The sequence below is a fragment of the Pseudoxanthomonas sp. PXM04 genome (genome assembly GCF_014851695.1).
Lineage (GTDB): Bacteria > Pseudomonadota > Gammaproteobacteria > Xanthomonadales > Xanthomonadaceae > Pseudoxanthomonas_A > Pseudoxanthomonas_A beigongshangi.
Genome location: NZ_JACVAG010000006.1, coordinates 346881 through 367578, shown reverse-complemented (window position 1 = coordinate 367578; position 20698 = coordinate 346881). Strand labels below are relative to the sequence as shown.

At 61.5% G+C, this 20698-nt stretch carries 17 protein-coding genes; 11 read left to right on the top strand and 6 right to left on the bottom strand.

The window, feature by feature from the left end:
- Positions 1-56 precede the first annotated feature (56 nt).
- Entirely contained in the window at positions 57-1508 is a 1452-nt protein-coding gene (locus tag IB228_RS16275) for a PLP-dependent aminotransferase family protein (protein WP_192199198.1), read from the top strand.
- Between the two features lie 23 nt (positions 1509-1531).
- Here IB228_RS16275 and IB228_RS16270 read toward each other — a convergent pair whose 3' ends face one another.
- Entirely contained in the window at positions 1532-2197 is a 666-nt protein-coding gene (locus tag IB228_RS16270) for a type II CAAX endopeptidase family protein (RefSeq protein WP_192199197.1), read from the bottom strand.
- Positions 2198-2746: 549 nt separating this feature from the next.
- Here IB228_RS16270 and IB228_RS16265 point away from each other — a divergent pair.
- From IB228_RS16265 to IB228_RS16245, 5 genes are all read left to right on the top strand, one after another.
- Positions 2747-3862 (top strand): fimbrial protein, encoded by a 1116-nt coding sequence (locus IB228_RS16265; RefSeq protein WP_192199196.1) that lies wholly within the window; start codon positions 2747-2749, stop codon positions 3860-3862.
- A gap of 386 nt (positions 3863-4248) precedes the next feature.
- Positions 4249-5421, top strand: a complete 1173-nt coding sequence (locus tag IB228_RS16260; protein ID WP_192199195.1) for an MFS transporter — start codon at positions 4249-4251, stop codon at positions 5419-5421.
- Positions 5422-6081: 660 nt separating this feature from the next.
- Positions 6082-6768: a hypothetical protein gene (locus tag IB228_RS16255; RefSeq protein WP_192199194.1), complete on the top strand. Its 687-nt coding sequence runs from the start codon at positions 6082-6084 to the stop codon at positions 6766-6768.
- A 233-nt stretch (positions 6769-7001) separates the two neighbouring features.
- Positions 7002-7754 carry a hypothetical protein gene (locus IB228_RS16250; protein WP_192199193.1) on the top strand — a complete coding sequence of 251 codons (753 nt, stop codon included), beginning with the start codon at positions 7002-7004 and terminating at the stop codon, positions 7752-7754.
- Between the two features lie 49 nt (positions 7755-7803).
- Complete coding sequence (locus IB228_RS16245) at positions 7804-8835, top strand: TraB/GumN family protein (protein ID WP_192199192.1); 1032 nt, start codon at positions 7804-7806, stop codon at positions 8833-8835.
- A gap of 830 nt (positions 8836-9665) precedes the next feature.
- Here the strand turns inward: IB228_RS16245 and IB228_RS16240 are convergent.
- A complete protein-coding gene (locus IB228_RS16240) occupies positions 9666-10511 on the bottom strand; it encodes an amidohydrolase family protein (RefSeq protein WP_192199191.1) in 846 nt (281 codons plus the stop codon).
- Between the two features lie 293 nt (positions 10512-10804).
- Between IB228_RS16240 and IB228_RS16235 the strand changes: the two genes are divergently transcribed.
- The gene (locus IB228_RS16235; RefSeq protein ID WP_192199190.1) at positions 10805-11239 is read left to right on the top strand and encodes a GNAT family N-acetyltransferase; all 435 of its coding nucleotides are present in this window, start codon (positions 10805-10807) and stop codon (positions 11237-11239) included.
- Positions 11240-11609: 370 nt separating this feature from the next.
- On the opposite strand, the gene IB228_RS16230 is transcribed toward IB228_RS16235, so the two are convergent.
- From IB228_RS16230 to IB228_RS16215, 4 genes are all read right to left on the bottom strand, one after another.
- Positions 11610-12713 (bottom strand): GTP pyrophosphokinase, encoded by a 1104-nt coding sequence (locus IB228_RS16230; RefSeq protein ID WP_192199189.1) that lies wholly within the window; start codon positions 12711-12713, stop codon positions 11610-11612.
- A gap of 129 nt (positions 12714-12842) precedes the next feature.
- Positions 12843-13709: an NrdJb gene (locus IB228_RS16225; RefSeq protein ID WP_183644974.1), complete on the bottom strand. Its 867-nt coding sequence runs from the start codon at positions 13707-13709 to the stop codon at positions 12843-12845.
- A 118-nt stretch (positions 13710-13827) separates the two neighbouring features.
- Positions 13828-14427, bottom strand: a complete 600-nt coding sequence (locus IB228_RS16220; protein ID WP_192199188.1) for a hypothetical protein — start codon at positions 14425-14427, stop codon at positions 13828-13830.
- Between the two features lie 539 nt (positions 14428-14966).
- A complete protein-coding gene (locus IB228_RS16215; RefSeq protein ID WP_192199187.1) occupies positions 14967-17120 on the bottom strand; it encodes an adenosylcobalamin-dependent ribonucleoside-diphosphate reductase in 2154 nt (717 codons plus the stop codon).
- A 534-nt stretch (positions 17121-17654) separates the two neighbouring features.
- On the opposite strand from IB228_RS16215, the gene IB228_RS16210 reads away from it, so the two are divergent.
- From IB228_RS16210 to IB228_RS16195, 4 genes are all read left to right on the top strand, one after another.
- Positions 17655-19112, top strand: a complete 1458-nt coding sequence (locus IB228_RS16210; protein WP_192199234.1) for a Do family serine endopeptidase — start codon at positions 17655-17657, stop codon at positions 19110-19112.
- A gap of 239 nt (positions 19113-19351) precedes the next feature.
- Complete coding sequence (locus IB228_RS16205; protein ID WP_141454151.1) at positions 19352-19717, top strand: hypothetical protein; 366 nt, start codon at positions 19352-19354, stop codon at positions 19715-19717.
- A 9-nt stretch (positions 19718-19726) separates the two neighbouring features.
- Positions 19727-20203 carry a phage holin family protein gene (locus tag IB228_RS16200; RefSeq protein ID WP_183644965.1) on the top strand — a complete coding sequence of 159 codons (477 nt, stop codon included), beginning with the start codon at positions 19727-19729 and terminating at the stop codon, positions 20201-20203.
- The gene (locus tag IB228_RS16195; RefSeq protein ID WP_183644963.1) at positions 20200-20637 is read left to right on the top strand and encodes a protein sip-5; all 438 of its coding nucleotides are present in this window, start codon (positions 20200-20202) and stop codon (positions 20635-20637) included. Before IB228_RS16200 ends, IB228_RS16195 begins: the two co-directional genes overlap by 4 nt.
- The last annotated feature ends 61 nt before the right edge of the window (positions 20638-20698 follow it).

Here is a 20698-nt window from a genome sequence, read left to right as displayed (position 1 = left end):
TGGCTCCATCAAGGGCCAATCCACCCGGATCTAATAGGGCCATTGGGAGGAACCGGATGCTCACGCAACTGCAACTCGATGGAAATGGCCCCCTGCACGCGCAGCTGACCCGCGCGCTCAAGCAGGCGCTGGCGACCGGCCAGTTGCGCCAGGGCAGCCGGCTGCCACCGACCCGCTTCATGTCCCAGCAGATGGGTGTATCGCGCAACACCGTGCTGGCGGCCTACGAGCAATTGCGCATCGAAGGCTACATCGATGGCCGGGTGGGTTCGGGCAGCTACGTGACCCTGCCCGCGCGGCCCGCGCCCGCGCCGGTGGAAACACCGCCGCTGCCGCCGCAGACCCGCTTCACCGCGCGCGCGCGCCAGGCCCACGATCAGGACAACCTGCCCGGCAAGCGCGTGCCCGGCGTGCGCTTCTCGTTCCAGTATGGCGCGCCCTACACGCACCCGGCCGTGACCACCGCCTGGGCACGCGAACTCGGCCATGCCGCCCTGTACACCTCGCCCGGCTATCCGTGGGCGCAGGGCCTGCCGGAACTGCGCCAGGCCATCTGCGAATACGTGCTGCGGCGCGGCGTGGAAGCGCGCCCCGAGGACGTGGTGATCGTCGCCGGCACCCAGCAGGCGGTGTCGCTGTGCGCGCGCGTGCTGTTCGACCCCGGCGGTCCGGTCGCCATCGAGGAGCCGCAGTACTACGCCGCCCGGGTGATCCTGCAGGCCTACGGCGCGCAGCTGCAGCCGGTGCCGGTGGACGACCAGGGCCTGATCGTCGAGGCCCTGCCCAAGACCGCGCCGCGCGTCATCTACACCACGCCCTCCCACCAGTTTCCGCAGGGCGGCACCCTGCCGCCGGAACGGCGCGCCGCGCTGCTGGAGTACGCCGCGCGCAATGAGTGCTGGATCATCGAGGACGACTACGATGGCGAAATCCGCTACGACGCCCGCTCCCTGCCTTCGCTCAAGTCGCAGGACGAGCACGGCCGGGTGATCTATGTCGGCACGTTTTCCAAGACCCTGTTCCCGTCGCTGCGGCTGGGCTACCTGGTGGTGCCGCGCGGCTTGAGGCGGGACTTCATTTCCGCCAAATGGATGGAGGACTTCGGCGCCTCCGCCATCGATCAGGCCGCGCTAGCCGGCTTCATGACCTCCGGCGCCTGCGACCGCCACCTGCGCCGCTCGCTCATCGCGCTGCGCGAACGCCGCGACGCCTTGTTGAACGGCCTGCACCGGATGAACGAAGGCCGGTTGAGCTTCGTGGACTCGCAGGCCGGCATGCACATCCCGGTCTGGCTCAACCAGCGTGATCGCGAACAGGGCCGCCAGTTCGTCGACCGCGCCCGCCGCATGGGCCTGGGCCTGTACTCCATCGCCCCCTACTACCTCGACCCACCGGATCGCGCTGGCCTGATCCTCGGCTACGCCGGCCTGCCGGTCGGCGACATCGAACAGGCGCTGGAAGTGCTGCGGCAGTGCCTGGACGCGGAGTATGGGCCGCGCAGGCATTGAAGGGGGCGCGTCGCCGGTTTGCGTCAGTACCCCATCCCGAACCCCAGCAACGCCACCAGGTCCATCAACCCGTGCGCGATGATCACCGGCCATAGACGGCCCTTGCGGGCGAACCACCAACCCAGGATCAGGCCGACCACCGCCACGCCCAATGCGCCGATGGCGCCCTGGTACAGATGGTAGGACACGCGGATGGCGACGCTGGCGTTCACCGCGAACGCGATGCTTCGGGTGCGCTGCAAGGCGCGTATCACGTAGCCGCAGACAAAAACTTCCTCGAAGATCGGATTGACGATCGACACCGCCACGATGGCCGCCATCGACAACGGCGCACCTTCCATCCGCTCCCACAGCGTCCCCATGCCACCCGCCATCAGGGCCAGGCCCGTCATCAACAACGACGCGGAGATGATGCACGCGAGAAACAGCGCGCACCCCACGCCCACATCCTGCCAGGTGAATCCCAGCCCCAGCGCTTCCGGCCGCCAGCCACGCCACCACAGCAGGGGCGCCAACAGGGCAAACAGCACGAGTTCCACCAAGACCATCCCGATCACGCTGGCATCGCTGAACGCCAGATCGTCCGAGGGCTGCGCGAACCACGCCGCCCACACGCTGCCGGCAATGAAGTAGCCGAAGGCCACGGTCACCACCACCCAGAATTCGATCCGTCGAGACAATGCCGTCATGTGTCCTTTTTTCCTTTCTGGCGATGCGGCTCCCCTCCGGGCGCGGCGGCGCGTACTCCCCCAATCCGCCGGCGGATGCGGCTCGATGATACCCGAGGAACCGGATACGTCTGACAGTTCCGCGCGATTCAGTCACAAGGCAAGGGTGGACGGATCGCGGAGAAACGCGAACTGAATTCGCGCGAAAGTCAATCAGAAATGCGGACGAAAACGATGTCCTGTCAAACCCACAAATGTGGGAAGTGAAACTTTGAAACTTGAATCGTAAAAGTTAGTTGCCCTAATTTTCGTGGGCGTGACAGGCTTTGGCACTCTGAACCTCGGAATGCAGGCTCATGGAATAGAACCGCGCCACGTGCTGTTGCTCGATTTCATCATCATCGGTTGACCGTCTCGCATGCCCACCCGCTCGAAGCAGGTGCCAATATCCGGAGCCTTTCGGATTCGACGGGACCCGGATTTTCCTTCATCGCCGTCCGCGACGAGGGCAGTGAGTACACGCCGCCCACACGGCCCGATTCGCCAGAAAAGTGATTGAACATGCCTTCCATGAAGACGACTGCACGATCCCCCGGCAAGCACGCCACAACTTCGACCCCTGCCTCGCGCATGGCGACGTCCTTCCCGCGGAAAGCCGCCGCGTGCCTGTCGCTGCTTCTGATCGGAAGCGCGTGGACCGGCGCGGCGCATGCCCTTTGCGGCCGGCCCCACAACGGGATGACCTATCCCGACTCGACGCCCATCGCCCCTTTGCCAACCACCATCAAGCTGGACCACGTCGGCATTGGCCAGCCCATGACGAAGGACCCCATCACCGTCCCCCTGGCCCTCACCATTAGCATCGTCCCCAACTGGTCATGGTGCGGAAACGACGGTCAGTACGGCCTGACGACGCCTAAAACCACCTTGCAACCCTCGAACATACCTGGCGTGTACGAGACGGGCATTCCCGGCGTGGGCGTAAGAATCAAGCTCGCCAGCGATAGCAACAATGGCTTTTGGTCCTCCGCCGCTCCTTTCGAACGGTCAACTCCCAACGCGGGCGGGACGTTGTTCGCTCCCACAAAGGCCGTGTTCGAATTCGTCCGTACCGCCATGGGCGTAGGCAAGGGTTCCTTCTCCTTCGACTACGAGACCCAGTTCTTCATCGATACCAACTACACCACGCCCAAGCGCCCACATTATCGGATCGTGGGTACGTCCTTGCGGACGTCACTGGAACAGGACACCTACTTCACCAGTTGCCACACCCCCCGCACCGTCACCGACGTCAACATGGGGCGGGCAGTAGTTGCCGAAATCAAACTGGGCCAGGCCAAGGAACATGCGTTTTCCCTTGACGTCCAATGCGAAGGCATGAACCCTGCGACCAAGCCCCCCGTCAAGGTCTATTTCGAGGGAAACGCCGTTCGGGACGGCCTGCTGAACCTGGATGGCGGTGGCGCAGCCAATGTCGCCAAAGGCGTCGGCATCGCGGTGACCAGTGACAAAGGGATGGACGTGCCTTTCACGAAGGGAGGCGCGTTGCCGCTGACGTGGCAATCGAGCGGAACCAACCTTGAGCGGTACCGCTTCTCGGGAAAGGCGCGCTACGTGGCCACCACCGGCGAGATGACCGCCGGAAAAGCCGACGCCACCCTCACGTACGTACTGCAATACGAATGACCATCGGCGTGGCGCGGCGCCCGGAAGCGGTAGTCCTGCACGCCCCGGTGCGCGCGTGCATACCCGAGAGGGATCGCCTCGCTCTCGACCGTCTTGCCGATGCACGGGAACCGATCATCGCCGGTTTCCGCGAAACCGTTGAAGGTATATAGTCACGCACGGCCCCGCTTTGCACGGCCCTGACATCTCCGGCCACGCGGTTCCGCGTGCCGCCATCCTCCCGCTCCGACCTTCGTGCCAACGCGGCTCCGCTGCCTGCGTTGCGGCCACGATGTTGTCCGCGTCGCCGCGTTCTCTTCTTTCTCCCTGAATCGCCTCACCTGTCACACGACGGGCGCGGCGGCGACGCCGTGCGTCTTCATTCCCCTTGCTGCAAGGAGGGCTTCATGCCTTCACGATTCCTGTTGCCCACGCTGGCGCTGGCGGTGTTCTTCGTCGGCGCGTCCGAGTTCATGCTGTCCGCGATGCTGGCGCTGCTGGCGCATGTGTTCGCGGTTTCGCCCGCGCGGGCGGCGTGGCTGGTGTCCAGCTACGCGCTGGCCTATGCGCTGGCCGCGCCCGTGTTCGGGTATCTGTCCGACCGGATGGACCGACGGCGGTGGTTGCTGCTGTCGCTGCTGTTGCTGGCGGCGGATCATCTGGCGTTGACGCTTGCGCCGAATTTCGAAGTCGCGCTGGGCCTACGGATGCTGGGCGGGCTGGCGTCGGCGGCGCTCATTCCCACCGCCTTCGCGCTGGTGGCCGATACCGTGCCCGCGTCACGACAATCGGCCGCGATGGGCGCGGTGATGGCCGGGATGACCTTCGGCCTTGTCGCCGGCCCCGCGTTGGCCGGCGTGCTGGCGGAAACATGGGGCTGGCGCATGCCTTTCTGGACGATGGCGGCCGGATGCGTATTGACCTTCGGTGTGGCGTGCGGCGCGGTGACGTCCACGCCACCCGCGCGCGGCTTTGCCGGATCGGGCGCCGTCCGCTGGCTTGCCCAAGGCAGGCTGGTGCGCCTGCTGCTGGCCAAGGGGCTCTGGAACGGCGCCGCCGTCGCCGGCTTCCTGCTGGCCGGTGAAGTGCTCCGCCACCGGCATGACCTGGACACCGCTGCCGTCGGCCTGTCGGTCTCCGTCTTCGGCGGCGGACTGTTTCTCGGCAATCTCGGTATCGGCGCGGTACGCCGCCTGCTTTCAGGGGACGAGGCGGTATTGATGGCCGCGTTGTGGCTGCTCCTGCTGGCGATGGGTGCATTCATGGCCGCACCACTGACGCTCCCGGCCGCACTCGTCTGTCTGAGTTTGTGGGGATTCGCCCTCGGCCTGGCCGCCCCCGCCAGCACCGCCCTGCTCGCCCACCGCAGCGGCCCCGACAAGGGCCAGGTACTGGCCGTCTCGGAAAGCCTCAACAATGGGGTGCTGTTGATTGTCATGCCGATCGCCGCCGTGCAGTTGGAGGCCTCGGGTGCAGTGCGGGCGATGCTGGTTCTCGGCGCGCCATTGCTCGCTGCGCTTGGTTTGTTGTTGGCGAAGAGAAGAAGCGCGTCGCGGCGATGCGTGGATGGCGGAATGTGAGCGCACGCCCTGGATACGACGGCGATGATATCGGACGGGTCCCTTCGTCTCAGCGCACTAATTTAAAAGTGATAGAAGAAACATTGTTTCGCCAAGCGCTCAAAGTTAGTCGACTTGGCCCTCGCAACGTAGTAACTATTCATAACGCCATCCCTGATGGACTGCATCATGCAGCAGAATTCTCACGCAAAATTCTCCCGAATCAGATCGACCGAGTTCTTCAAGATGAGCAGGAAGCCCCAACCATCTAACCGTGCCCCGGGAGACCAGGACCTAAGCACACGTCGAGGATGAGCATTCGAAGCTCATTCTCCAAACAATTTGGACATCCGGTCCAAATTGGTGCGGCGAGCACGCCACGCCATTCTGTTGCGCAGATCTAAACGTAGAAATGGAGAAAAAATGAACACAATGACATTCAATATCAGCTCCCTGGAGGCCGACCTGGTGCAGTCTTCTCAGAATTCACTGTCCCTAAGGGGGCTATTCGAAGTAGCTAATGTGGTGCTCGCGTCGGTTGAAGGAAGCATGTGCTCGGACTGCTGCGGTTCAAACGGCAATAGCTGCTCCCCTGGCGTCGACACCAACCTCTTGTAACTGGCCGAATAACAAAGGGCGAGGTCTTAATACTTCGCCCTTTCGTCTACGGGGATCCACTTTATGGATATTGCAGTACTTCCTGAAGCTCTCTTTCATCATCAGGAATTCAAAAACCGGGTTTCCGGCCCAAAGAATTCCCGCCATGGTCCAGCGGCCTTCATTCTACCGACGACACCAGAAACCGTTAGCTTCGTGGGCCGCAATCCAGCAATCGGGTGTCCATCAATCGTGGGTGCGTTGAAATTGCCGGAGTCCGGAATTACCGCAGGAGAACTTCTATCCTTCCTGCCCCATAGCAATTGCCCCAACGTACTGATTTTTTCTGACCAACTCGTAAACCCGGTCGATGCAACCGTCATGTTGCGAACGCACTCCGGAAATTTCTTTGTATCTCCAATTGAACTCATACTTAACCAGCGCCATGGTTATCGGATTGTCTCGTGGCACGCAAGTGCTTTCATGGAAATAGAGCCCGCATGCTCGGACAGCTCAAGAATCTACCGAAACGTTATCGAACATCTCAAAAGTTGCGACGCGCTCGGTGACCAATGGCTGGCGCGCACTCATCAATTCATTCGGACGCCCGCAGCACGCGTCCACAACGCAAAACGAAAACTGCGGCTGTTCCATTCAGCGGTTCTCGACGCTTATCTCGAAGATCTTGATGACGAAGCCCTAAAGAAGGCCGTTGAACGCATAGAAGTCCTACGCCGCCAAGTAGGCAAATGGTCTCTACATACATGCTAACCCCTCATCTACTCACGCACTTCGCCCGACCTTTACGCCTAATCGACAGGCGCATAGGACTAATTGAGAAGTGGCTAAAAACTCCACTAAGCGAGGATGACGAGCACAGCATCAGGATCGCATGCGAAGAGTCAGGGAAACGTAGATTCGGCGCATATTATCACTGGTACCTGCAGAAGAAGATCGTTGCCGAAGCTGTGCGAGACGCGGATAGAGAGCGCTTCCTGGGGTTGATGCAAAGTTCCGACCACACGAACTACAGGGAAGTTATTGATTTACTGGATTCTGACGAAGGCCTGCTTATAGCTATCCCACATCATGCGCACTACATCCTATCCATCGCGATGCTTGCCGAAGTACTGAGGCCCCGACGCTCCGTCTACCTGTTCTACGGAAATCCGGAGAGCCATCCCGGAAATGAAGTATTCGACAAATTAAACAATTGGTTCTGGGGCAGGAACAGCAATGTCGCTTTTGCCCATGACACGCCAAAGGGATTGGCAACAGCGATGCGCCAATTAAAATCCGGAGCAGCTATATTCATCATGCCCGACGTCTTTAAGGACGTGAATCAAACCCTATCCATTCCATTCTGCAGCCGATCGCTTAACGTGATGCTAGGAACATCAATACTTGCTCGAAAGACTGGAGCAAGAATTCTGCCGATGATATCAACGCCGCACGGCAATGGCCTTGGGTTTAAAAGCGAGTTTGGCGAGTCTTTCTTAGTAGCGCAACCTTCACGCGGACGCCCGGAGATTGTCGAGGCAAATGATTACAGAATAGTTCGAAGAATATTCCATTTCTACGAGCAGTTCATGTCAGTCCAGATGCTCTACTGGCAAAACATGAGATCACATATATCGAGATCTCATTCCTTCGCTCGCCTGTCCAAAGACATGGTTTTACGAGCGTCCGAACTCATTCTTTCCGACCCTGACGTGCGTTCGCCTGAGCACGTTGTTGATTTGCGTGGGTTCGCATAGCAGCAAGCACGCCGTTACTTCACCCTTATCCCGCATGCTGAGGAAAACCATGCACTTTCTGCGAGCCATCAAGCTGGCTGTCCTTATCCTTGTCGCGCCAGCAGCTGGAGGCCAATCTATTTCCAACAACTCGATCGGCGCAGAATCCAGTCTGGATGAGAGCCTCCCGACGCTAGACACCGTCGTTGTGACCGGAACCAAGCCGGGGCCAGGCATGTGGCGGGTTACCAAAGGAAACCACGAGTTGTGGATATTTGGTACGTTGAGTCCTGTGCCGGCCACTATCGAGTGGAATGCTCAGCCTGTGCTGGACGTCGTATCAAACGCACAAGTTGTGCTATGGGAGCCTTATTTCACAGTTGATGTGAATGTGGGACTCTTCAAAAGACTGTGGCTTGGCTATGGATATTGGAAGGCGCAAAAGAATCCTGGCCAGAAACCATTGAAGGACGTTCTACCTGCACATGAATATGCACGATGGCAGGCGCTAAAGCAAAAGCACCTTCCATCTGATGGCAAGGTGGAGAAGGCACGACCGGCAATTGCGGCGGGAATCCTGCTCAATGCAGCCATCAAGAATTCCGGCCTCAGCAAAGAAAGGATCGTTGTTCCACCGGTATTGGCCGTCGCCAGGACAAAAAAGATCAAAATCAGTGCTCCTAGCTACGTGTTCGGCCTATCTGACGCAGAAGCGAGACGTATCCTTCAAGATGCGCGGCAGGAATCAATGAATGACATACACTGCTTTGCAGCCACCATGGATGTGATCGAGCATGACTTGCCCCAACTTATTACCAATGCTAACGCTTGGGCTACGGGCGATATTGATCGTATAGACCTGAATCGACTCGACCGTCGCGACCGATTGTGCTCGGCCGTACTAAGTGACACTAACTTCTCACGTAAGCATGGCATCTCTAACATCCAAGAAAGCGTTATCGCTGCCTGGATGGATGCCGCGAACTACGCTTTGGATAATAACACTACGACCGTTTCTTTTTTACCTATTGGCAGCGTCATTAGGGAGGGAGGGTACATCGATCGACTTCGCTCTGAAGGCTACGAAGTAGATCCCCCATAACGAACTCGGACCATTGCATCGACGTCACACGACTCGATCTCCTTTACCTTCTTGAAACATCATCTACTTCATTTTATCCAAAATACATTCCCTTTTGAGATTCGCTTCTCCAACACAATTTCAATCTAAAACGGATGAATTGTTATCAACATTCGCGGCGATAACTATAAACCTCATCCTCATTGTCTTCTTGCTGCGGACCGGAAACCCTACCGCGCCAGCGCGAACAGAGAGCATAGAGAGAACGCGCCTATTCTTTACATCGGCCCACCGACATGACACAGAAGCCCATGACGCTCGAGACATAAGAAGCATGGCTCTGCGCAGCAATGATGGCGCCGAATCCACGTTCGTGGGAAAGAGCGTTGTCACAACCAAGAGCGACGGCATAGCTTTCGAAGAGAATAAGGTATCGGCTGCTGATTCAGACATCTCGACCGAACCATTGAATCTTGGACCTCCAACGGAGCACATCACATTTTCTAGTAATGCGCTCGGACGCCCTAAGACTACTGACCTCCTAGAGGCAAGACCTGTTTTGCGAACGCAGGCTTTCGATAGTACGCTGATGGGGCGGCTTCAGAGGCTGCAAAGAAGAATGGATTGCGCTGATCTGCGGAAAGCGCTCTTAAAGGAACCAGATAGTTCAGGAACCATTCTGACAACGATGCGCGAGCGAGGGTGCGAGAGATGACCTTGTTTGAGCTTTTGTCCGCTGTACGTCCCGAATACAGTTCTTCGCGCAATCTCTCATCCCGCAGGACTGTGATCGCTAGTACTAGAGCAGACCTCCTGCATTGGCCACCACGCACTCGCTCGGCGTGGACTATTCAATCAACGTTGTCAAGCAGGGCATTTGCATTCTGATAGCGCACCTTGGCCAGCTCCTGCTCGTCCAGGCCCAAACGGTTGAGCGCGTCGGCGTTCTGCTCGAGCGAGAACTGCGGATAGTCGGACCCCAGCAGGATATGGTCGATGCCGACATTGCGCATGGTCCACACGAACTCCTGCTCCACCGGCGAGTCCGCCACCAGCGCCGCGATGGCCGAGACGTCGAAATAGATGTTGTCGCCCAGCAGGCCTTCGGCGGTGCGCGCCGCCTTGAGGGTATTCCAGAAGCGGAAGTTCATCCCGCCCATGTGGGCGAAGATGATCTTGGTACCGGGTGCGTGCAGCGCCAGATTGAACATCTTCTCGCTGTCGCCCGGCAGGATGTTGGCGTTGTCGATCAGCACGATGACGCCGAGTTCGCCTGCACGCCGGACCAGGGCCAGCACCCGCGGGTCATCGGCCTCGAACTTCTGGGTGTGCGGATGAATCTTGAGGATGCGCGCGCCCTGCTTGGCCACCCGCGCCAGCTCGTCCAGCGCCGCTTGGCCATCATAGGGGTGCACGGTCACCACCGCCGTCATCCGGGGATGCCTGGCCGCCAGGGCCAGGATGCCGTCATTGCCGGCGCGGATGGCCGCCGTGTCCCCGGCCAGCGCCTGGTTGGGGCCGCCAAACCACATCCCGGCGAAATCGGCCGGCCCCAGTTTCTGCGCTTTCAACTGCGCCTCGTAGGCTTGGAGCGACTTCTCGCCGTCCCACAGGTGAACGTGCGAATCGAACAGCGTGGATTGCGCGGCGGCGGCCGGCGCGAGGGCGGCCAGGACCAGCGCCAGGACGGCGCGCATGCGGTATGCCCGTGCGGCGACGGAGGTCTGAGCAGAATGACGTCGGGTGCCTCTGAACCTCATTGCGCTTCTCCAGAGTGTTTGACGCGGCAAGCACTTCATGTGGGCGACGCCACGACCGCAGATCGCCGATGGTATGGCTGCACGCGGTCGGGCTGAATAGGTCATAGGTTGGGAGCCAATCCGTCCATGGTCGGGATGACTACCGTGGGCCGGTTGGCACTGATTGACGGCCTTGCGGTGCCTGCCCAGAATCGCGACATCCCAGTCGTGTATCGCCAACACCCACGTCGATGACCCTTCATATCGAGCATGCCGTTTCGGACGAACAGATTGCCGCAACGTTCGACGTCATGCGCCAACTGCGGCCCCAGATCGAAAGAGCCAACTACGTCTCCCTCATCCGCGACCTGATGGCCAGCGACAACCTCAAGCTGCTCGCCCTCACGGACGACAACGTGGTGCGGGCCGTGGCCAGCTACCGCGTCATGAACATGATCTATTGCGGTCGCCTGCTCTATATCGACGACCTGGTAACGGACGAGCGCGTCCGCTCCAAAGGCTACGGATCAAGAATCCTCGCCAGACTACGCGCCGAAGCCGAAGCCCTGGACTGCTCCGAGATTCAACTGATCTCCCGAACCATCCGCGAACAGGCCCATCGCTTTTATTTTCGCGAAGGGTTTGGGATTGAGTGTTTTCAGTTCAGGATGCGGTTGAAGGAGTAGGTGGTTTGGGTTTGGCCGGGGCTGGTCGAGCCGCCTTGGCTAATCCGCGCTTCCGCTCAAATGAAACACTCCGCAGACCGATTTCCCTGCGGGCCTTGAGCGACTGTTTCGCCCAAATAGTCCTAGATGTCAGCGACATGCTGTCCGCCCTGCGCTACCACTACGGCGAGCCCGAAGAAGCGGCGGAAGAAGCCGTCAGCATCGCGTAACAAAAAACGCGGGCAGCCGGCGCCCGCGTTCTGCTCCGTCTGTTTGTCACGAAAACTCACTGCAACGGGTCAAACTCAACCAATCACACCGCCAAGGGGGTACAAGCGGCATCGCAACCCGCCTGCACGCCAGGAACCTGCTCTCGGCCAGCGACGACGGACTAGCGAGACTTACGTTGAGCGCCGGAATTAGGCCGCTTAAGCTTCGGCAATAGCTTCTGCTCCGCATCACGCTTTGCTCGTTGCTCAGCAAACTTCTCGTACATGAGAGCGAGCTCCTTTTCTGGTATGTACGAGGCTAGAAGTGACGCATACCTATCCTCAGAAGAGACGTACCAATTGATTTTTCCTGGTTCAACAATCTTTCGCCAGTCATGAATGAGCATCCAAAGACGAGAAATTCCAGTGGGCGTGAGGTTGTTGACACTGAATCTTCGGGCACGATCCGCAAACCCCTCTGGCTCAATTGTCTTAAGTTCACCGATGGTCCCAAGCCCAATCGAATTGAGTTCTCGAATTAGAGCATCAGCAACCGGATTGGTCTTTGTCTCGTACTTATTAGACTCTGCCCAGCGAGCGAAGAATTCACCAATGCTAAGAGAATCAAGAGCAGCGGCCTCCAACTGACCTTTGGAGTCATTTTTGAGATTTTTGGCGTACTCATCAATTTGCCTAGAAATCTCATCAAAACCCTTATCCGCTATTTCAAGCATGCCCGCATATAGATAGAGCTTCCTTTCTAGTTCGCGCGGGAGCTTTGCACCTAGCTTGTAGTTTCTATCATGAGCCAATTCTGCCCATGCATGCTGAAGAACTGTACGTACTTGGATTTCAAATTTTAGGCCTCCGAGATTATTGAACTCCGGGAGGCCAGCTCGTTGTTCACCCAAATCACATACAAAGTGAACCGAACGATAACCAGTCTGGTCAACACGGAGGACTGCATCGCGGTCCATAGAGTTCTTGAGATCCACGTTGAATGCCTTCGAGATCAACTCGGAGACGCGCTGGACCTGCGATTCCGTATAAACCACCACACGGAGACCCGACAGGTCCGTCAGCTGAAGCATTGGAGAGTCGTATGCTTTTCTATCAATCTTCTCTAGCGCGCCCGGTTTGGACTTGGTCCTCCCAGTTACGGTTAGGAAGTCGATCTCTGCACCAGACAAGAGGCTTTGTATAAGCCCTACTACTGCGGTCGTGAGCCTCAGATGTCGGGGCAGCACACCCTCAAGCCAATTAGTGACATCGACATCCGTAGTCATAGGTGTCTTCCCTGAACACGATGCTCAAAAATCAACTTAATTGGGGGATGAAAAGCTAGGCTAGCTGTGGCGGCAATAAGCAACGCACACTTGGATGATAGCAATTGATCTCCACCCCCTTGCACTTCCTCACCCGCACTTCGAATACCCACAGTTCAAGCACGTCGCGCAGCCGTCCATGATGACGAGCGCCTTGGTGCTGCACTTGTGGCAGAGGGTGGCGGAGGGCGGGAAGCTGGCGCCGTCGCCGGTGACGGCGATGTCTTCGGAGGCACCTGGGGTGTTGGTGGTGGTGTTTGAAGGGCCTGCGCCAGGAGCGCCCCCTTCTGCCCTTCGGGCATCTTCCCCCGCTTGGGCGGGGGAAGGGATGGGCGGGGGGGTTATTTCAGAGTTTTTTTTTGCGCGGTCTTCGTATTGCTTGCGCTTTTCGGCCAGGATGGCGCGCTGGTGGTCGCTCATTTCCGGGTCGTGGATGAGGCCGATCGACTTCATGTGTTCTTCGACGATGGCGCCCAGTTCGGCGACCAGGGACGGCATGTAGACGCCGCCGGCCTTGAAGTAGCCGCCGCGCGGGTCGAACACGGCCTTCATTTCATCGACCAGGAAGGTGACGTCGCCGCCCTTGCGGAACACGGCGGACATGATGCGGGTGAGCGCAACGATCCACTGGAAGTGCTCCATCGACTTGCTGTTGATGAAGATTTCGAAGGGGCGGCGCAGTTCGTGCTCGGTGCCGGCGTTGAGCACGATGTCGTTGATGGTCACGTACATGGCGTGTTCCACCAGCGGCGACTTGATCTTGTAGGTGCTGCCGACCAGCACTTCCGGGCGCTCGATGCGCTCGTGCATGTGGATGATGTCGGCCTTGGGCAGTTCGGCTTCGGCCTTGGCGCGGGTGATCGACTCGGCCTGCACCGGGGGCGCCGCTTCGCGCGCCTTGTCTTCCGGGGTGAGGACGCTGTAACCCTTGATTTTCTTGTCGATCTTGACGGCCATGGCGGGAAATCCTGTTGTGTCGTTGTGCGAGGTGATGAGGGGACCGCCTTCCGGGCGGTGGTGCCCTTAAAGCCTGTCCCCTCTCCCGGTCAGGGAGAGGGGAAGGCGGTGTTGCGGGTTACTTCCTGGCCGCCTTTTTGGCGGCTTTCTTCACGGTCTTTCTCGGGGCTGCTTTGCGGACGGCTTTCTTGGCCGCCTTCTTGGGTGCTACTTTCTTCGGTGCTGCCTTCTTGGCCGTGGCTTTCTTCACGGCTTTCTTCACCGCCTTGCGGGCGGTCGTCGCCTTCTTGGCGACCTTGCGCTTGGCCGTGGCCACGTCACGCTTCACCGTGCCCTTGGCCTTGGCGACATCCTTCTTGGCGGTGCGGCGCGCGGCCGACACCTTCTTGGCCGCCTTCTTCTTGGCGCCGGTGGCCTTGCGCTTGAGCGCGGCGGCTTCCTTCTTGGCGTTGGCGCTGGCGGCGGCCAGTTTCTTCTTGGCCTTGTCGACGGTCTTCTTCACCGCCTTGCTGGCCTTGCTGGTGCGCTTGGCGACGGCCTTCTTGGCCTTGGCGAGGTCGGCCTTGACGGTCTTTTCCGCCTTCTTGGCGGCCTTCTTCGCCTTGGCGACGGTGGCGCTGGCGGAGGAGGCGACCGCGCCGCCGATTTCCATCGCCTTTTCCTTCACAGTCTCGGCGGCGTCGGAGAGCGTCGCCGTGACACCATTACCGTTGCTCATGTGCCCTCCTGTGGGCGTTCTGTCGGATTACGTCGCCGATGCTATACCCAGCTTCGCGGTTTTGCAGCGGGGCTGGGGGTTGTGGGTTTTTGCCTTGTTGGGTGGGTGGTTGAAAAGCAAGAGCAACTCGCTGCGCTCGCCCCCCTCACCTGCCCTTCGGGCATCCTCTCCCGCAGGCGGGAGAGGGAACTTTCGGGTTGTTTCCTGGGCAAGAGCAACTCGCTGCGCTCGCCCCCCTCACCTGCCCTTCGGGCATCCTCTCCCGCAAGCGGGAGAGGGAACTTTCGGGTTGTTTCCTGGGCAAGAGCAACTCGCTGCGCTCGCCCCCCCTCACCTGCCCTTCGGGCATCCTCTCCCGCAAGCGGGAGAGGGGACTTTCGGGTTGTTTCCTGGGGAAGAGCAGCTCGCTGCGCTCGCTCCCCTCACCTGCCCTTCGGGCATCCTCTCCCGCAGGCGGGAGAGGAAGCTTCGTTCGGTTTTCTACTTGGGCGTAGTTCTTTCGGGTTTGGCGCGGTTGCGGGGGCAGCGCGCGCCGGCCGTCAGAACTTGCCGTAGTAGCCTTCCTTGAGCGCGTCGAACAGGTTGGCGGCGGTGTGCATTTCGCCGTCGTATTCGATCTGCTCGTTGCCCTTGACCTCCACCACGCTGCCGTCGTCCAGTTCGAAGCGGTAGGTGGTGTTTTCCAGGTCCGCTTCCTTGACCAGCACGCCCTGGAAGGCGGCGGGATTGAAGCGGAACGTGGTGCAGCCCTTCAGGCCCTGCTGGTGGGCGTAGCGGTAGATGTCCTTGAACTCCTCGTAGGGGTAGTCCGTGGGGACGTTGGCGGTCTTGGAGATGGAGCTGTCCACCCACTTCTGCGCGGCGGCCTGCACGTCCACGTGTTCCTTGGGCGAGATATCGTCGGCGGCGATGAAGTACTCCGGCAGCTTGGCGTCGGCTTCGTCGCTGAACGGCATGGCCTTGGGATTGACCAGTTCGCGGTAGGCCAGCAGCTCGTAGGAGTAGACGTCCACCTTTTCCTTGGACTTCTTGCCTTCGCGGATCACGTTGCGGCTGTAGTGGTGCGCGAACGAGGGCTCGATGCCGTTGGAGGCGTTGTTGGCCAGCGACAGGCTGATGGTGCCGGTGGGGGCGATGGAGCTGTGGTGGGTGAAGCGGCTGCCCACCTCGGCCATTTCATCGACCAGGTCCGGCGCGACCGAGGCCACGCGCTGCATGTAGCGGCTGTACTTGGCGTGCAGGACCTTGCCGGGGATTTCCTGGCCGACCTTCCAGCCGTCCTGCGCCATTTCCGGACGCTTGCGCAGCATCTCGGCGGTGACGGTGAACAGTTCTTCCATGATCGGGGCGGCGCCCTTTTCCTTCGCCAGCGCCAGACCCATTTCCCAGCCGGCCACGGCCATTTCGCGGGCGATGGACTCGGTGAACTCGCACGATTCCGGGCTGCCGTACTTGTGCTTGAGCATGGTCAGGGTGGAGCCCAGGCCCAGGAAGCCCATGCCGTGGCGGCGCTTGCGCAGGATTTCGGCGCGCTGCTGTTCCAGCGGCAGGCCGTTCACTTCCACCACGTTATCGAGCATGCGGGTGAACACGCGCACGACTTCCTTGTATTCCTCCCAGTCGAAACGGGCCTGGTCGGTGAAGGGGTCGCGCACGAACTTGGTCAGGTTGACCGAGCCCAGCAGGCAGGCGCCATAGGGCGGCAGCGGCTGCTCGCCGCACGGGTTGGTGGCGCGGATGGTCTCGCACCACCAGTTGTTGTTCATCTCGTTGACGCGGTCGATCAGGATGAAGCCCGGCTCGGCGTAGTCGTACGTCGAGACCATGATCATGTCCCACAGGTGGCGGGCGCGGATGTGGCCGTAGATCTTGCAGGCGACCAGGCCGTCGTCGCGGACCACGTAGTTCTTGTGGGTCGGCCAGTCGCGCCAGACCACCTGGTTGGCGTCTTCCAGGTCCAGGTCGCCCTTTTCCTTGATGTTGACCGGGAACACCAGCGGCCAGTCGCCGTCGTTGTTGACCGCGTCCATGAAGCCGTCGGTGATCAGCAGCGACAGGTTGAACTGGCGCAGGCGGCCGTCTTCGCGCTTGGCGCGGATGAAGTCCTTCACGTCCGGATGGGACACGTCGAAGGTGCCCATCTGGGCGCCGCGACGGCCGCCGGCCGAGGACACGGTGAAGCACATCTTGTCGTAGATATCCATGAAGGACATCGGACCGGAGGTGTAGGCGCCGGCGCCGGCCACGAACGCGCCGCGCGGACGCAGGGTGGAGAACTCGTAGCCGATGCCGCAGCCGGCCTTGAGGGTCAGGCCGGCTTCGTGGACCTTGTCCAGGATGCCGTCCATCGAGTCCTCGATGGTGCCGGAGACGGTGCAGTTGATGGTGCTGGTGGCCGGCTTGTGCTGCTGGGCGCCGGCGTTGGAGGTGATGCGGCCGGCGGGGATGGCTCCGCGGCGCAGCGCCCACACGAAACGCTCGTACCAGTAGGCGCGCTTCTCGTTGGTGGTTTCGGCATCGGCCAGGGCACGGGCCACGCGCTGGTAGGTACCGTCGATGTCGGCGTCCAGGGCTTCGCCCTGCTTGGTCTTCAACCGGTACTTCTTGTCCCAGATGTCCTGGGACGCCGGCTGCATGGGAATCTCGGTCCCGGTTGCCGCTGTCTTGACCGCCTCGAGGCGCACCGTGCTCATGTTGTGTCGTTCTCCTTGGTTCCTGAACCGGGTTCTTTTCTAGTTGTGTGTTACCGCAGCGTGCCCGGACGACGGGGACGACCGGCCCGCGCGCAGCGCTCCATCATGCGCGGCGCAGGTTGCCGGAGTGTGTTGGCGGGATTGCGGGAAACGTGCTCACGTAGGCTCACGCTAGTTTTCTCACACCCTTCCATCGCTTTGGCGCCCCTCCCCGGGGAGCCTTCCTTTGTCAAGCAAAAACACCAGTGCTTGGGCCGCTTTCGCACCGGACCGCTATATGTAGTGGCGGCACGAGGTAGCCAAGCTACCCCCGGCCGGGGGGTCTGTCAATCGGCTTATGGTGCTTTTTTTCATGACAATCCGGGGTGATCCGGTGAAACCGCGGACAGTCCTGGCGTGGAACTTCATTGCGGGTTTAGTGGTCGATGCGCACACTCGTTCAGGAACGGCGGACGCCCCTTGCAAGCCTCGCCGGGCGCCGCCATCCGAAGTCCCAGACCCTCACGACCTGCCGCGATACGACCGATGCGACCGATCCGACCGCTCCCCACCCTGCTGGCCCTGACCGCCGCCGCCGCCTTCGGCGGATTTGCCGCCACGGCCATCCACGAAACCTTCCAGCAGCCCGCGCAGGCGATGCCCGCGGCCGCCATTCCCGTCGCCGCCACGCTGCCGGCCGCCGTCGGCGGCCAGCCGGTGCCGTCGCTGGCGCCGATGCTCAAGCAGGTCACCCCGGCGGTGGTCAGCGTGTACAGCCGCCAGACCGTGCGGGTGGCCAGCCCGCTGGGGCCGTTCGCCGACGACCCGTTCTTCCGCCGCATCTTCGGCATCCCGGACATGCCGCGCGAGCGCGTGGAGCGCGCGCTGGGCTCGGGCGTGATCATCGATGCCCAGCAGGGCCTGATCCTGACCAACCACCACGTCATCGAGAATTCCGACGGCGTGTCGGTGACCCTCAGCGACGGCCGCACCATGGAAGCGGAGTTCCTGGGTTCGGACCCGGACACCGACGTGGCGGTCATCCGCATCCCGGCCACCAACCTGACCGCCATCCCGATGGCCAACAGCGACCAGTTGCAGGTCGGCGACTTCGTGGTGGCGATGGGCAATCCCTACGGCCTGGGCCAGACGGTGACCTCGGGCATCGTCTCGGCGGTGGGCCGCAGCGGCATCCCGATGGCGGGCTTCCAGAACTTCATCCAGACCGACGCCTCCATCAACCCGGGCAACTCGGGCGGTCCGCTGGTCAACCTGCAGGGCCAGCTGGTGGGCATCAACACCGCCAGCTTCAACCCGCGCGGCAGCATGGCCGGCAACATCGGCCTGGGCTTCGCGATTCCGATCAACCTGGCCCGCAACATCAAGGACCAGCTGATCGCCAACAACGGCGTGGTCAAGCGCGGCACGCTGGGGGTGGAAACCCAGAACGTGGACGAGCGCCTGGCCAAGGGCCTGGGCCTGGAGAACCCGCGCGGCGCGCTGGTGACCCGGGTATATCCGGGCTCGGCCGCCGCCGCCGCCGGCCTGCAGTCCGGCGACGTGGTGCTGGCCGCCAACGGCCAGCGCATCGACAACGCGCCGTCGCTGCACAACTTCGAGGGTCTGCAGGACGTCGGCAGCCGGATCAGCCTGGACGTGCGCCGCGACGGCAAGCCGTTGCAGCTGACGGCGACGTTGAAGGAAGGCCTGCGTTCGCTGGATGGTTCGACGGTGGATCCGCGCCTGACCGGCGCGACCTTCAAGGATCTGGACGAAGGCTCGCGCCAGCAGCTGCGCAGCATGGGCGCGGTCGGGGGGTTGCAAGTGGCCAATGTCGCTCGCGGCAGCCGAGCCTGGAACAGCGGCCTGCGTCCGGGCGATCTGGTGGTGGGTGGCAGCAGTGGCGATTTCGCCGATCTGGCCAGCTTCCGCGCCAGCTTCGATCGCAAGCCGCAGCAACTGGTGTTGCAGATTCTGCGTGGGCGCAGCTCCGGCAATCTGCTGATGCAGTAGGCGAAGCAGCGCAAAGCAGAAGCAAATCCCCCCTGCCCCCCTTTTTCAAAGGGGGGATCCTTCAGTGTTTTTCACTCGAACGGATGCTGCTTCCACCTCCCCCTTTGGAAAAGGGGGATTGAGGGGGATTTGCTTCTGATCCTGGGATTTGCGCAAAGCCCCCAATCGGCCACATAACAGCCCATTCATGCCCACCTGCTATAGAGTGGAGCGGCAATCCCTCACTGCTGGAGACGACGATGAGCAATCCCACCGCTACCGATGCGATGAAGAGCAATCTGGGCGAGGCTGGTTCGCACCTGAAGTCGGCCGCATCCGCCGCCGGCGAGGCGATCAAGGGCGCGGCCGGTGCGGCCGGCGACGAACTGAAGCTGGGCAAGGCCAACGTGAAGTCCGAACTGGCCGACAGCGCGCTGGCCGGCATCGCCGCCGCCGAAGTGGGTGGCGCCGCCGCCCGCGAACAGGTGGACGCGCTGATGGACAAGGGCCGCGATCTGATCGACAGCGCCGCCGACCTGATCCGCGAGCGTCCGCTGGCCTCGTTCGGCGTGGCCTTCGCCGCCGGCTGGATCATCGCCAAGCTGGCACGCAGCGGCGACAAGTAAGCCCCACGCGTGAGCGTTCCACCGGAATCTTCCGACACCGAAGCTCCCCGAGCCGCGAAGCCGGGGCTGGACGACAGCCTGCGCGAGGTCGGCGCGGCCGGCAAGGCGGCGCTGGCATCGGCCGGTGATACCGGTCGCGCGCTGCGCCGGCTGGTGTCGGCGGATCTGGCGCTGGCGCGCAGCGCGTTCGGCCGCGCGCTGGCCTGGGCCGGCGTGGCGATCATCTTCGGCGCCTCGGCCTGGCTGTTGTGCGCCGGTGCGTTGATCGCGTTGCTGCAGCGGCTGGGCTGGACCTGGCTGCAATCGTTGTCGGTGACCGCGCTGGTCAGCATCGGCGTGACCGTGCTGGCGGCGTGGAAGGTGGGGCAATATTTCGATCACACCGGACTGCATGCCACCCGACGGCAGTTGCAGCGGCTGGGCCTGTTCGACGAGCACGACGACGCCGACGAGGATGGCGACACCGACCCGGGAGCGGCGCGATGAATTTCGAACGCCTGCAACGCCGCGTGGATCGCGCCGAGCAATTGGTCGAGGGCCGCGCGCTGCAGACCCGGACGCACTGGCAAACCCTGAGCCAGGTCTGGCGCGACAGCTGGACGCCCGGACGCATCATGATTGCCGGACTGGTCAGTGGTTTCCTGGCCGGCCGCGCCGAACCGCTGCGCTCGATGAACGGCGCGCGCTGGTTGCAGATGGTGGGTTCGCTGAGCAGCCTGTTCGCCACCGTGCAGGCGGCCACCGCCGCCGATCAGGCCAGCGAGGCCGCCGACACCGCGCAGGCGGTGCAGGAAGAACAGGCGGGCTCGCAGGCTTACCCGCCGGAAGAGCCGCTGGTGGATGAAGCCTTCGACGAGGAAGAGATGCCCATCCGCCAGCCCATGCCGGCGGAAGCGGCGACCGAGATGTCCGAGCGCTAGGCTCGCGAAATCCGTCCAGTCGTTGCCCCCGCACGCCCTGATGTTGCTCTTGCCTCCCCCT